This window comes from Enterococcus sp. DIV1208 (assembly GCF_050530455.1).
Lineage (GTDB): Bacteria > Bacillota > Bacilli > Lactobacillales > Enterococcaceae > Enterococcus_B > Enterococcus_B hirae.
On record NZ_CP172887.1, the window covers coordinates 484084 to 497938 of the forward strand.

Consider the following 13855-nt stretch of genomic DNA (forward strand, 5'->3'; position numbering starts at 1 on the left):
AGTATGATCAAAGTGTTTAGAAGATAAAAGAAAGGATGGTCTAAAGAATGGTGAAACGTTCAATCGTTGTAGATCAGTTATCGAAAAAGAATCTAGGCAGGATAAAATATGGACTTTTGTTCCTTTTTATCAGTGGAAGTATCACAGGAATTACTAGCATCTACCTAAGTCACAATCAGGAAAAAACAGTAGCAAGTAAACAAAAACAAGTAGCAAATATCATTGATACAAAAAACTTAGAAAAAGAAGAAATACCCACTCATTATTTTCTTGAAGAGGATCATGATCCGGCAATCGCAGTCATGGAACAATTTGACTATTTTAGTTCTAAAACTGAGGGAACGGAATTGCCACTTCAACAACTAGAGCATGAGGTAGCGCAATTAGTCGTTGCCTTTGCTAAAGAAAAAAAGAAAACAGAAGTCACAACTTTAGAAACTTCAAAAGAAAGAGCGGATAGTAAACAAGCCCCAGTCTATGAGGCCCCTCCAGTTTCTATTGAAAAAGAAAAGAATCGTGAGAGTGACCAAACGACTTGGCAGAAACCACAAATTTCACTAGCATCCACTTACATGGTCATTGAGCAATATAGTAAATTTGAACCAGCAGACTATTTTGAGATTCTCATGGGTAACGACGCTCTTCCCACAGTCAAACATAATTTTATTGACACGTCGAAGCTGGGCGAGCAAAAATTTACGATCCGTGTCACCGACTCGGCAGGAATGTTTACAGATGCCACCATCTACTTTTTTGTTAATAGCTTACCGAAAATCAACTTGAAGCAGACGACAATGTACCAGCAGATCGGTGTACCAGTTGATTTGTTAGCAGGAGTATCCGCAATGGACCAAGAAGATGGGGATTTAACCGCAAAGATTGAAGTCGAAACAAATCTAGATATCAACAAAGAAGGAAGCTATGAGGTGCTTTATTCTGTCAATGATCGACATGGGGCTCAAGCGAAAACGAAAGCGTTTATCAAAATTGAAAATGATGCACCGGTAATCCATATACCCGAATGGATTGACCATCAGATAAATCAAGAGTTGAATATTTTCGACTATGTGAAAGCTTGGGATAGGGAAGACGGAGATATCTCATTAACTAAAACCAATATCTTAGAAACTAATTTTGATTCCAATAAAGAAGGAAAATATTTCTTTAGGATTGGCAATGTGCAAGATCGATATGGAAAATATGCAGAGGAGAGGCGACTTCTCGTACAAGTAACGAATGAAGCCCCTAAAATCATCCAGGCGGATCTTCAAGTCAATGTTTTCTCTGCTTTGAAGAAAGAAGATTATTTTGCACAACTGGTTGTTTCAGATCGAGAAGATCCGTTAGAACGATTAAATATTGAAATAGATGAAGCAGCATGGAATCGGATCGATACATCTAAATTAAGAAAATATTTGCTTCCTCTTAAAGTCACTGATACAAATGGCAAAACAACCAGTGGTTATGGGAAAATCACGGTCATCAATGAACCACCACGATTTATAGGCATAGCCGATAAGGTGCTAGCTATTGGAGAGGCATTTGATCCGCTAGCAGGAATTGAGGTTTACGACAAAGAAGAAACATTATCTTTAACAGATGTCGAAGTGACTGAAAACGTCGATGTCAACAAACCAGGAACTTACACTGTCAGTTTGAGTATCAGTGATTCTTTTGAGCGGGTACATGCTAGTTACCAAGTAACCATTATGAATCAACAAGCGATAGAAAAGGAGAAAGAATAATATGGACTATTTTGAGCAAGCGATGTCGTTGTTTTCAAAAGGAGTACTTGCTTCTGGCAGTCTGCTCACTGTATGGGGGATTATTCAACTCGGCGCGGCTATCAAAGAACATAATGGTCCCGGAATGCAAAATGCTCTTTTTCAGATCGTTGGTGGGGCTGTTATCGTTGCAGCTGGCGCTTGGGTAGCAACTATTTCAATCTAAGGAAGTGGCTAAGCTGAACGGTGCAATCAAATTTTTACTGCAAACAATTGCTGATCAATTAAATTTTTCAAACGACCCTAAAAATATGCTACTACAAAATCTAGAAACCTATCTACCTGATATCTATCAATACAGTGAGTTAATTATGAATGGAGTAATCAAACCAATTGCTTATTCTGTACTAGGCTTTTTACTATTGCTGGAGTTTCAACAAATGGCACAAAAGATTTATGGAAATTATTCCGGTTTTGGTGGCATGGAGTTGTTCCTCCCGCTCTTTCTTAAATTAGGAGTAAGCCTGTTGATCATGCGCCATTTAACAATATTTATCCATATGATCGTTGAAATTAGTACAACAATCAGTAATGGTATCAGTCAAATTGGGATTCGAGAAGGTGGAAGTAAGGCTGTTGATGTTCTTTCATTGATTGAGGGAATCTATCATTGGGGCTTTTTTGAAAAACTTACGTTGTTAATTATTTTGTTGATCCCGTTGATTTTATCCGTACTAACAAGTGTGCTAACAAAACTGGTTATTTTCATGCGTTTTTTTGAAATTTATTTGTATTTTAGCATTTCTCCATTACCTCTTGTGACGTTTCTTAATGAAGAAGTTAGTTCGATTGGTAAAAATTTTTTGAAATTAGTTTGTGCTTCCTCCCTGCAAGGGATCCTCTTATTTATTATATTAAGTTTTTATCCACTGCTCGTACATTCTGTGTTTTCAATTGATGAAAAACAGGGAATGATTGCAGTGATCAGTGGGATATCAGGGAATTGTCTAACATTATGTGCTAGTTTATTTTATACCAATAAATGGGCAAAAATCATTCTTGCAACTGCCTAGAGAATCATTTTTAACTGGAGGGAAATAAAATCGATGATTGAAGTACCAATTCGAAAAGAAATTTTAACCTACCAAGAAAAATTGTTTTTTGGCGTTTCGTTAAGACAATTTATCTCTGCTGTTGTAACGTTGCTTTTGATCGTTCCTCTGGGCATTTTAAATTATGTCAGTTGGAAGTATCCGATTGATGATATCGGGATCGTTTTTATGGTACTCAGTGCCCCTATCTTGTCAGTGGGCTGGCTGACACCTAATCACTTACCTTTAGAAAAGTATGTGCAGATTCGATGGAATTATTTTCAATTGGCGAATTATTATACTTATCCTATTGTAGAGGAGTTGTATTCAAATGCCATGGTGGGTCAAAGGAGTAAGCGTGCCGAAAGAAAACAAGTTGAGTACGGAAACTAATAATAAAAAATTTATTCGTTTGATGCAAAAACAAAAGAAAAAAAGAGGGCAATATCAAAAAAAGTTAGCGCCAAAGCGTAATGTCCAAGATTTGTTGCGTTATGAAAAAATGTTTGAAAGTGGCATTTGTGAAATTGTACCTAATTATTATTCCAAAAGTGTTCGATTTTCAGATGTGAATTATCAAATTGCTCAACAAGATGAACAATTGCTGATATTCCAAAGGTACGGTGAACTATTGAACAGTCTTGATGATACGATCCATCTAACAATCACGATCTTAAAAAAAAGAGTTGAGCTTGATGAGATGACGGATAAGCTTTTTTATGAGAGTAAAGGCGATCAACATGATAGCTATCGTGAAGAAGTCAATCAGATGCTTCTTCAAAAAATCAATGAAGGGGAGAATCGTTTTACAAAAGAAAACTATTTGACTTTCAGTACTCCAGCCAATCACTTAGAGCAGGCAAAACAATTATTGGGACGAATCGAAAAGAATTTAATCGGAAATTTGGAAGAAATTGGCTCAACGGTTGACCCATTAGACGGTTTAAAGCGTCTAAAATTGGTCAATCAGTTGTTGAAATCATCGGAACACTTTCAATTTAACTATTCCGATTTAGTCTTTAATCATCTTTCAACAAAAGCTGTGATTGCTCCTTCCAGTTTTAATTTTAAAAAGAAAAACTATTTTGAAATCAATGAGGAATATGCCCAGATTCTTTACCTAAAAGACTATCCAGCTAGATTGTCAGATAAACTCATGGCAGAATTGATGGAAATACCCGAAGAAATCACGTTATCGATCCACATTGATCCAGTCGGGGCTGAGCAAGCCAATCATCTGGTTCAAATAAAAAAAGCCTATATGGAAGGAGACAAAGTCGCTGCTCAAAGAAAAGCAACTCAAAAAGGCTACGATCCTTATACAAGTATTCCATATGAATTAACCAATAGTATCAATGAAGCTAATTTATTATTAGATGATTTGTTAAAAGAAGGACAGAATTTATTTTTCGTTTCGGTTTTTGTCTATTTCAGAACAAACACAAAAGAAAAATTGACTGATATAGCCGAACGAGTTTTGAGTATTGCCAGAAAAAATGGTTGTGGCTTTCATTATTTGGATTATCTACAACTAGAAGGGATGAACTCCGTCCTTCCATTTGGAAAAAATTGGATAACAACCCGCCGAACATTGACTACAGCAAGTGCAGCTATTTTTATTCCATTTACTGCGCAAGAACTTGACCACGAGGAGGGTAAATACTATGGAATGAATAAGCTAACGAAAAATGTAGTTCGGATCAATCGGAAACGGTTGAATACCCCAAGTGGAATGATTTTAGGTAGTTCAGGCTCAGGAAAAGGGGTAGCCAAAAAATATGAAGAAATTACTACACTACTAAAAAATCCAACAGACGAAATCATCTCGATTGATCCTGAAGATGAAGATACATTAATTGGGCAAACTTTTGATGCGCAAATTGTTAAAATTGCACCAAATACCGATACATTTATCAATCTATTGGATATCACAGATGATTTAAGTGGGGAAGTTGATCCAGTAAAATTAAAATCCGACTTTTTGTTAACAGCATTTGAAGCTTTGATCGGTGGACAATCGGGTTTGAATTCCGCACAACGTTCCATCATTGATCGTGTGACTCGCTTGACTTATTTTAACTATTTTCATTCTCAGGACAAGCAAATGCCAACATTAGCGAAGGAATGGTTTACGTTGCTCAAAGAACAGCCGGAAAAAGAAGCGCAGGCACTAGTATTAGACTTAGAATTATATATTGAAGGTTCTTTAGCGATTTTTTCCCATACGACAAATATTGAGTTAAATAAGCGTTTTATCATCTACAACACCAAAGAGTTAGGAAGTCAGTTAAAAACATTTGGGATGATGGTGGTTTTAGAGCAAGTATGGAATCGGGTGGTACGTAATCGGGATCGAGGGATCACTACGTGGATTTACATTGATGAAATGCAGTTGATGCTAAATGATCCTTACTGTGAAAATTATTTTTTTGAATTATGGAGTCGTATCCGAAAGTGGGGAGCAATTCCTACAGGGATCACGCAAAATGTGGAGACGTTACTGCTTTCAGATAAAGCACGGAGGATGCTAAGCAACACTGAATTTATCATTATGCTAAAACAGGCTAAAAGTGATCTGGACGAACTTTCTACTCTTTTTCGTCTTTCTACTCAACAACAAAAACACTTGATCCATCCGCCAAAAGGTGCAGGGTTGATACGTGCAGGTCATGCAATCGTGCCTTTTTCTAATACCGTTGATTCAACCACAAGATTATATGAATTAATCACGACTGATCCCGAGGAACGGATAAAAAGAAAACAGGAACAATCCGATGAATAAATCTAATTGGAACAAACGAGACAACGAGTATCGGAAAATTTTTCTATCAAGTAGCTTGAATCAATCGATAAAACGGAGCGTTACAAATAAAATGTTAGTTCCCTTCAGAAAAAAGCGTCGTAAGTTCTTAGCTGTTCAGCCCAATAAATAGCATTTTTTTAGATCACTCATGGTTCTTAGTTGTGTATTACTATTCTTACTGACGATAGGGATAACCAGTGTCATTTATTCGAGTGTACCCAATATCAATGAATTTGAATTAACAAATATTTGGACGTACATGACTCATTTGGATGTTGAAAAAAATCGAGTGCTTCGTCAGCAGCATAACATTATTAAAATCAACGGACAGATAGGGATGACACAAGACACGAATTTGGTTTCTAATATTGATGAATTATTGTCTTATTTGGGTATTTGTTATGAGAATGTGGAACTCGAAAATCCAGTAATCAAAGCGAAAATCCATGAGATCCATGATAACTTATGGTCCCTTCATACAAAAGGGAACGAAGCAACATTAACAACAAAATATTTTACTCAGATTATTGAATGGACAGAAGAATTGAAAGAACGATTGAATGTTGGTTCAACGATTGGTCGTTATCGTCAATTGATGGAACTACAATCGCCATTTAAGGAAGATCATCGATTAATGGTCAATCAAAGATATGGTTACTTTCTCGATGGCCAAGAAAAAAAGCTATTTCAGGGAATCCAATTACAAGCTGAGAAAAATATAGAATTATATGCTCCGATGGCTGGGAAAACGACTGTGACTGATCTGTCAATCGTGATCCAATTCAATAATCGACAGCTTGTCTTAAAGAATGTTTCACCATTAGTCAATCATGACCAAGAAGTCGTTTCGGGAGAATTGATTGGAACTGTAGCGAAAGAAAATGAAGTAACCATTGAATATTCCAAAAATGGACAATCAGTAAATCCAAGTTTTTATTTTGAAGAAGTAGCATATTCGGAAACATTCCAATTAGACTCTGGTAATCAAAACACGTCATTTGATGAATGGACATTTCGGCAATTAATTCTGCTTAAGTGTCATGCGTTTAGCGATCGAGCAGATAAAATTTTACAAGAAGCAAAAAGAAACGGCATCTCACCGGTGATCTTAGCGGCGATCATGATTCATGAAAGTGCCTGGGGAACTAGTAAAGGAATCTTAGAAAAAAATAACCCAGCTGGTCTAATGAATGATCAAGGTTTAATTTCATATCGTACGTTAGACGAAGGAATCGAAGCAACTGGTCGAACACTTAAAAAGCTGATTATTGACCAGCAACGAGTAACTATCGAACAATTAGGAGCGGTCTATTGTCCGATTGATGCGACAAATGATCCCATGGGGCTCAATCGTTATTGGGTGCCTGCGATCAAACAATTAATGGTGCAATTGGGTGGAAAGCAAGAGATGGGATTGCTGTGGGAGCGATTCTCTGACTTTCATGAGGCTCTTTTAGCTAAAGCACAAAGTCTTCATCAAAAAGGTGTGTATTATTCTCAGGGAAACCAAAGAGGCGTATTTCCTTATCACGATTGCTCGTCTTACGTAATTTGGGTGTTGAATGAAATGGGACTAAATGTACCGTTGGGAAATACAGAAACACTTTATGGTTTGGAAGGACAACTTCTCTATCCGATCAACTATTCCGAAGTACAAGCAGGTGACTTATTTATTTGGGGAGAAAAAGGTAATTCGTCGGGCGATTTTGGGCATACAGGATTCTTTTTAGATGCTGGTGGAAAAACGATTATTCACTGTACACCCGCTACGAAAAAAGGATTTAGTCAAAATGGTGATGTCGTCATTACTCCATTTGCAGGGTATTATGGTGATCCACAACTGGCACCAGTTTACTTTTATCGAATCGTAGGGAGCGGGTAAAAATCAGAAATAAACATCAATTATTTACAACGATTGCTTGTTTGGTTATCAGTAGCAGTATAGCCGTAAGTATTGGATATACTTTTGGTAAAAAGAACACACAGCAAGAAGCAAATAACCGTATACCTGTTGCTCATTTCTCGGAACAACAGGTCAATGATTTTTTACGCTCGTATTTTACTTTCACAGAGTACGGGGATAATTATTTGAATTATGAGAAATTTTTAGCAAAACAAGCGAAAATTGCTGAAGAAGAAAGCAGAAAGCAAAGCGTTTTTTTTCCACAATTTTTTGGACATTCTCGTTTTATAAAAAGTAAGAATTTTATACGTCACGTGAATGACCAACAAATTGAAGTGATTGCCAACGTCACAAGGACGATTGATAGTTTGAATCAAGAAGGTAAGTCTACTAAAACACTTGAGAATGAAGGGCTGTTTCAAATTTGGTATGTGTTTGATTCAGCTACAAAACACTTTTTGGTGGAAAGGTATCAACCAATAGAGATAGCTGAAAAGGAATCGAAAGAATACGCAGAATGAAAATACCGGTTTTGTCCATCACTTTTGGTAAATGAAAAGGATGTCTATCTATGGCAAGAGAAACTGTACTGATTGATCATGTCAAAAGGCTAGAAATCGAAGAAGAGCGTCTACCGATTTTCGAGGCCCTCATTTTATTAGAAGAGGTCAATAAACAAACGATCCTTAATAAAAGCATAGGTAGTTGTCGTATTCGGATTTACAATCATAAAAATCACCTTCTTCATTCAATGGAATTACAATTTCCGTTAAAGGATGCCATAGAAGAAATAATCAGTGGGCAATATCAGATAGTCCGAAGTAAAAAGAAGACGACAAAAAGTAAAGCAGCGATACGCACGAAAAAAGCAATTAAGTATGGTGAACCTAGCAGATCAACCAAAGGAAAATTACTATCTTTGATTCCCACGATCAAAAGGGTCTGGTTTATTGTGGTGATTGTTTTCAGTCTTTTCATAGGCATTAGCGTAATGTGGCCACACTTTATTACGAAAGTAGATCAAAAAGAAATTACCACGACAGAGGAGCAGGAGTGGGCAAAATTAATCGAAGCGCAAGCCTATCTTCAAGCGGCAACGGAATATCCAGAAAAGCGTCATGAATTGATCGACTATTTGACAGAGCAACAAGAATTTACATGGTTGAAAGAGATCAATGAATATTATCCCACCGCAGATGCACAATTTGATTTAGCTTTTTTTGAAAAAAATTGGGAAGTAGTTATTGAAACGTCCCCAGAAAATTTATCTGACAAAAGAAAAGTGATGCTTGCATTTGCTTACATTGAATTAGAACAATTGGCCGAAGCAGAGATATTAAATAAATATTTAGAAAGTGAAGAATTATCAAGAAAGTTAGACCAAAATTATTTACAGAAAGGGTTGTTTTTTTAAAACAGAAGAAGATTGCAGAAACAACGAAACATTTAGAATTGATCCAAGAGGAAGAAGTGAAAAAAATATTACAAACTTATATCGAACAAGCTTCCATCATTATTGATTTTATTGAGTTATACCAGCAAAATGAAGATCCGGGAAATCAATTATTGTGGGAACAATGATTAGAAATGATTGGTCAATCAGATATCAATGATAGGGAATGAGTGGTCTTGGATTCAGTTGTTATTTGTCGAAGGGTAACTAATTAAGGGGAATAGAATAATAAAAAAGAAAAACTGATTGGCAAATTAGCTAAAATTATTAGTTAAAAGATAGTGTTGAAGTGTTAATGAAAAGAGGTAACGGCAGAAAAGTTAGTTCGCTTTTTCAAACGATTCTTTCTTATCGTCAGTGAAGTCATTTGCTTTTCCAATCGTATCCCAAGGTAATAATCATTACTTGATCAAAAATAGGCCAAAGAATACCAGAAATCAGAGCAGTGATTTTCGTATTCTTTGGCTCAATTATTAAAGTTTGCTATTTCTGTTGTGGTGTTGCGCTTGTTACTATTGATTTATTTACAATCACAATCCAGCAAATATTAATGGTAACAAAAGTTATGTTTTATGCTAAAGATTCGACTGGTAAATCAAGTTCTGTTCCATAACGTTGTTTAAGTGCTAAACGAATCAATCGTTCCGCAAGATTCTCATTTCGGGCAAGAATCGGTCCGTGGAAATAAGAGCCAAAAACATTTTTATAAATGACGCCTTCGGATTGGTCTTCACCATTATTTCCGTGACCTTGAACGACTTTTCCTAAAGGTCGTTCGCCTTCCCCTAAGAATGTCCGCCCATTGTGGTTTTCAAAACCATAATAGGTTTCATTAAACTCTTCATTATAGATAACGATATCGCCGATAAAACGATTATTTTCTTGACTTAAGGTGTAATGGTCTAAGGCACTGATTCCTTGGATTTTTTCTCCATTGGCACCCACATAATAGTGTCCAAGGAATTGGTACCCGCCACAGATAGCTAACATCACACCATCATTTTCAATGTAGTTTGTTAGTGCTGCTTTTTTTTCTTGGATATCTTTTGAAATGATCAGTTGCTCATAATCTTGTCCGCCACCAAAAAAGACTAAATCATATTTATCTGCTTCAAATGGTTCATGCAGACTGACAATTTCGGTATGACAGGTCACACCGAATTTTTTAGCGACATATTTAAGCATCAATAGATTGCCGTTGTCTCCGTAAGTATTCATCAAATTACCGTAAAGATGGGCGATATTCAGTTCATAATTAGGCATGATTCATCCCTCCTTTGATAAATCCTTGATTCGCTAATTCTTTTCGTAATTGAAGAACTGCTGTATAGGTAGCTAGGATGTAGACGTGTTCGGTCGGTAATTGTTTGATATTTTTAATGACTTCATTCAGTTCCTTTGTTTCGATGATCTTATCTTCAGGGATTCCTGCAACTTTTAGACGTAACGACATATCGGTATGACGATCCCCACCAGCGATCACTGCAGGAATATCCATATCAGCAAAATGTTCAAAATTTCCGTCCCAGATCCAACTAACGTCAATTCCATCTGCATAGTTTGCATTTAATAAAGCAACTAGTGAGAATGGATAAGGGGCTAAGCCGATCATATCGATGACCTGATTGATTCCAACAGGATTTTTAACAAGTACGAGTGTACATTTTTTACCATTGATATCAATGATTTCTTGACGACCAAATATTTTTTCGTCGTATCCTAGGCCTTGCTTGATTTTTTCAGGGGTTACCCCAAAATATTCAGCTACCGCTGTGGCAGCTAACGCGTTGTAGACATTGTACATCCCGCCAACTTCAATTCCATAGTTATGACCATCAATCGTAAAATCAGCTGAGACATTGTCCATGCGCAACATATCCGTTAGACGATAATCAAGTTCAGGACGTTTAAAGTCACAGTTTGGACAATAGTATTTCCCTAAATTTGCATACGTGATCATCTTGTAATGTAAAATATGATGACATTTAGGACAGAGCACACCATCCGTATTATAATGAGCCATTTGTTCATGGTCTTCTTCATGATCAAACCCATAATATTGGCGAGGATTGATTGTTTCCACAGAGTTGAAGATTGGCGAATCTCCGTTACTGATAATTGTGGCATCAGGTGATTTCGCTGCTCCGTCTACAATCATTTTGTAGGTGGTATAGATTTCTCCATAACGATCCATTTGATCACGGAAAATGTTTGTAAATAAAAATAGTTCAGGCTTCATGTATTCAGTTACTTTACTCAAACTTGCTTCATCGATTTCTAAAACAGCGAATTTTTTTTGCCCTTTTTTAGGTTTGGCTTGCAAAAAAGTAGAAACGATTCCTTGAACCATATTTGCCCCAGTTGGGTTGGTTAATACTTCATCAAATTGTTGCCGTAATATATTAACTGTCAAAGCAGTTGTCAATGTCTTTCCGTTTGTTCCAGTAACGACAACCACTTGATAATCTTTTGCAAGACTGTCTAAAATGTGTGGGTCGATTTTAAGTGCAAGTTTACCCGGTAAACTTGATCCTCCTTTAAAGAAGGTTTTTAATGCCCATTGTGATGTTTTACCAACAGCAATCGCAAATTGACTGCGTACTCCCATTATGTAACCTCCATAAAACGTCTTAACGACGAGTAAATTCAATTAATCATACCATATGTTCAAAAAAAGGTTAAATTGCTTTTCTTTTTTTTTAGAAATGGTTGCGATTCTCTTGTCTAACAACGATTGGTACTAGGCTTGATTTTTTATTTGAAGTTTCGTTTAGTCTAAGAATAGCCCCAGCGGATAACAGTTGATTTTTTAGGAATAACTATAGTGAATTAATAGTTGTTTTTGATCGTCTGAAAAAAGAGTGTACATTGTTCGCTTAAAAAAGAATACTCCAGTTTGTCTAAGGTTTCGATAATAAAGTGGATCATTGTTTCACTTGTGCTTTTTTCTTCTGTACAGTAAATCAGAATGTTCTCAAAATAAATACGATATAATTTAAAGATTGTATCTTCAGTTCCGGTAGTTAATTCCTTTAAATGACTAAGCGCATCTTTTGCTAAAAAGAAATTCCCATAGGAAATAAAATGACCGCAACTATTAAGAAGCAACGTCAAATAAATTTTTTTACCAGCGGGATATTCTTGATAGATCTGAATTTTTTTTAATGAATTTTTATAGAAAATTTGTTGCTGTTCTTCTGAAAAGTAATTCAAGGTGTTGGTATAAATTTTGATTTCTTGTAGTGTCCATGTTTCGATGGATTTTAAATAATCAACAAGGAACTCCAAGGTCTCATTGTCTATTTGATGGTCGCTCAATTGATCATGGCCAATTTTAGTTAAAGCGTTTAGAAGCTGAATTTTTTTATCTTTTGAAGCGGTTGTCGTTTGATAGATCTCAAAGAGCTTTTCTAAGTCCTTTGTATTAGAAGCCAATTCATATTGTTTCCATAAATTTTGTGAAGAAGAGTGATAATAGTCATATAAAAAGATAAATTCTTCCACATCTACCAGCAATCGCTCCAACACTTGAGCTAAAAGTCGGAAAGACAAGTCATGGTTTCCTTTTTCAAATTCAATGCAATAAGATTTTGTTACGATTCCTGAATAGATTTCCTTTTGAGAAAAACCTTTATCTAATCGGATTTTTCGTACTAACTGACCATACTCCATAGTATCTCTCCATCAAAATTATTTTATGTGTTTATGTAATGAAGTAATAGTAGCAAAAAAATTGTCAAAATTCTAAGAAAGATACTTTTGGAAAAGTGACCAGAAAAGCGACTGAAAGAAAGAGAATTTAGTAGAGTTAGACGAGGGGTGTTATCCGCACGTTTCTTATAACAAATAAGTACGAATGAAGGTCAAGTGGAGTTCAAAAAAACTAATTATTCGCATATTTATTGTATTTATGGTCAGATTATTTTTAGATACAAAGTACCAAAAGTCTTAAATATAGGACTATAAAAGAATTTTCATTCGTAGATGATTATACTATGGAAAATTAAAGGAAAACATTCATGATAAATCATTGGAAATCTGTCAATGATGAAGGCTTGTTTGAGGAGATGGGGCAGTATAAAAGACACGTAAACAATACTCATGTGAAGGGTCGTCAGCGACTAATCAATGAACAAATGATAATTATTTAACGGAAGAGGAACAAGAAATATGACAAAAAGAATTACAGAACCAAATAATCAAGTCCTTAGAATAATGATTGCTTTTGGAGTGTTAGGGGTAGGGTTCTATGGGTTGACCCAGGTTGACTTTTATTATATTCAGTTTAGTTTTCTTGTTATTAGTGGTTTAGTAAGCTATTTACTGGTATTTGGTTTTGTTGGTGTGAGGCAATTATTTAGTACACCTAAACGATTGATAAAAACATTCTTGCTGATTTTAGTTGGTTCACAAATTTATGGTATGTTGGCTTCGATGATCATGGGAATACTGGCACAGTTGTTAGATATTCAGACGAAAGCAAATAGTGCGCAAGATAATCCTTGGTGGTTTTTTGTATTTATTTTACCAATTGCTTTACTGGGAGAAGAACTATTTTCGATCACTATTTTTGATACTTTACGTAAAAAAATGAGGATCAATACTAAGGTGGCATCATTGCTCACAGCAATTATTTTTGGACTGATTCATTTTGAAACTTATCTAGGAAGTTCAGCGTTGTTCACGATTGTGCAAGTCATCTTAGTTCAAGGAGGAATTAGACTTTGGTTTAACCAAGCCTATTTAAAAACAAAGTCATTGAATACTAGTTGGGCAGTGCATTATGCTTTTGATTTAATTGCTTTTGTTTTAGGAAGTTTATTATCCTCTTAGACAAATAAGAGCAAAGTTTTCAGTACAAATAAATAACCCGAAGTGGCC

The 13855-nt window shown here is 35.7% G+C and carries 12 protein-coding genes; 9 read left to right on the forward strand and 3 right to left on the reverse strand.

Translation table 11 applies throughout. The features are described 5' to 3' along the window. The first annotated feature begins 47 nt into the window (after positions 1-47). From IGK91_RS02260 to IGK91_RS02295, 8 genes are all read left to right on the forward strand, one after another. Positions 48-1745: an immunoglobulin-like domain-containing protein gene (locus tag IGK91_RS02260; protein ID WP_034866215.1), complete on the forward strand. Its 1698-nt coding sequence runs from the start codon at positions 48-50 to the stop codon at positions 1743-1745. A gap of 1 nt (position 1746) precedes the next feature. Continuing rightward, positions 1747-1950 carry a hypothetical protein gene (locus IGK91_RS02265; RefSeq protein ID WP_010720016.1) on the forward strand — a complete coding sequence of 68 codons (204 nt, stop codon included), beginning with the start codon at positions 1747-1749 and terminating at the stop codon, positions 1948-1950. Positions 1951-1954: 4 nt separating this feature from the next. Continuing rightward, positions 1955-2797: a hypothetical protein gene (locus IGK91_RS02270; RefSeq protein ID WP_081122960.1), complete on the forward strand. Its 843-nt coding sequence runs from the start codon at positions 1955-1957 to the stop codon at positions 2795-2797. A 33-nt stretch (positions 2798-2830) separates the two neighbouring features. Beyond that, positions 2831-3208: a PrgI family protein gene (locus tag IGK91_RS02275; RefSeq protein ID WP_010720014.1), complete on the forward strand. Its 378-nt coding sequence runs from the start codon at positions 2831-2833 to the stop codon at positions 3206-3208. Then, positions 3147-5597: a VirB4-like conjugal transfer ATPase, CD1110 family gene (locus IGK91_RS02280; protein ID WP_181916086.1), complete on the forward strand. Its 2451-nt coding sequence runs from the start codon at positions 3147-3149 to the stop codon at positions 5595-5597. The genes IGK91_RS02275 and IGK91_RS02280 overlap by 62 nt, the downstream gene beginning before the upstream one ends. 169 nt (positions 5598-5766) lie before the next feature. Then, positions 5767-7500, forward strand: coding sequence for a peptidoglycan amidohydrolase family protein (locus tag IGK91_RS02285; protein ID WP_258924951.1), 1734 nt, complete (start codon positions 5767-5769; stop codon positions 7498-7500). 41 nt (positions 7501-7541) lie between these two features. After that, positions 7542-8042 (forward strand): hypothetical protein, encoded by a 501-nt coding sequence (locus tag IGK91_RS02290; RefSeq protein WP_258924952.1) that lies wholly within the window; start codon positions 7542-7544, stop codon positions 8040-8042. Positions 8043-8092: 50 nt separating this feature from the next. Next, positions 8093-8935 carry a hypothetical protein gene (locus IGK91_RS02295; RefSeq protein WP_229060313.1) on the forward strand — a complete coding sequence of 281 codons (843 nt, stop codon included), beginning with the start codon at positions 8093-8095 and terminating at the stop codon, positions 8933-8935. A 609-nt stretch (positions 8936-9544) separates the two neighbouring features. On the opposite strand, the gene IGK91_RS02300 is transcribed toward IGK91_RS02295, so the two are convergent. The 3 genes from IGK91_RS02300 to IGK91_RS02310 all read right to left on the reverse strand — a co-directional run bounded on the left by IGK91_RS02300 (position 9545) and on the right by IGK91_RS02310 (position 12646). Next, complete coding sequence (locus IGK91_RS02300) at positions 9545-10237, reverse strand: type 1 glutamine amidotransferase (protein WP_010738406.1); 693 nt, start codon at positions 10235-10237, stop codon at positions 9545-9547. After that, positions 10230-11582: a Mur ligase family protein gene (locus IGK91_RS02305; RefSeq protein ID WP_010738405.1), complete on the reverse strand. Its 1353-nt coding sequence runs from the start codon at positions 11580-11582 to the stop codon at positions 10230-10232. Before IGK91_RS02305 ends, IGK91_RS02300 begins: the two co-directional genes overlap by 8 nt. Positions 11583-11803: 221 nt before the next feature. Further along, entirely contained in the window at positions 11804-12646 is an 843-nt protein-coding gene (locus IGK91_RS02310; protein WP_010738404.1) for an Rgg/GadR/MutR family transcriptional regulator, read from the reverse strand. Positions 12647-13144: 498 nt separating this feature from the next. On the opposite strand from IGK91_RS02310, the gene IGK91_RS02315 reads away from it, so the two are divergent. Next, complete coding sequence (locus IGK91_RS02315; protein WP_010738403.1) at positions 13145-13807, forward strand: CPBP family intramembrane glutamic endopeptidase; 663 nt, start codon at positions 13145-13147, stop codon at positions 13805-13807. Positions 13808-13855: the final 48 nt, after the last annotated feature.

Coding starts and splice junctions, on each gene's coding strand:
- IGK91_RS02295 (WP_229060313.1), top strand. CDS start 8,093: ATGGCAAGAGAAACTGTACTGATTGATCATGTCAAAAGGCTAGAAATC.
- IGK91_RS02280 (WP_181916086.1), top strand. CDS start 3,147: ATGCCATGGTGGGTCAAAGGAGTAAGCGTGCCGAAAGAAAACAAGTTG.
- IGK91_RS02305 (WP_010738405.1), bottom strand. CDS start 11,582: ATGGGAGTACGCAGTCAATTTGCGATTGCTGTTGGTAAAACATCACAA.
- IGK91_RS02310 (WP_010738404.1), bottom strand. CDS start 12,646: ATGGAGTATGGTCAGTTAGTACGAAAAATCCGATTAGATAAAGGTTTT.
- IGK91_RS02265 (WP_010720016.1), top strand. CDS start 1,747: ATGGACTATTTTGAGCAAGCGATGTCGTTGTTTTCAAAAGGAGTACTT.
- IGK91_RS02315 (WP_010738403.1), top strand. CDS start 13,145: ATGACAAAAAGAATTACAGAACCAAATAATCAAGTCCTTAGAATAATG.
- IGK91_RS02285 (WP_258924951.1), top strand. CDS start 5,767: ATGGTTCTTAGTTGTGTATTACTATTCTTACTGACGATAGGGATAACC.
- IGK91_RS02260 (WP_034866215.1), top strand. CDS start 48: ATGGTGAAACGTTCAATCGTTGTAGATCAGTTATCGAAAAAGAATCTA.
- IGK91_RS02300 (WP_010738406.1), bottom strand. CDS start 10,237: ATGCCTAATTATGAACTGAATATCGCCCATCTTTACGGTAATTTGATG.
- IGK91_RS02275 (WP_010720014.1), top strand. CDS start 2,831: ATGATTGAAGTACCAATTCGAAAAGAAATTTTAACCTACCAAGAAAAA.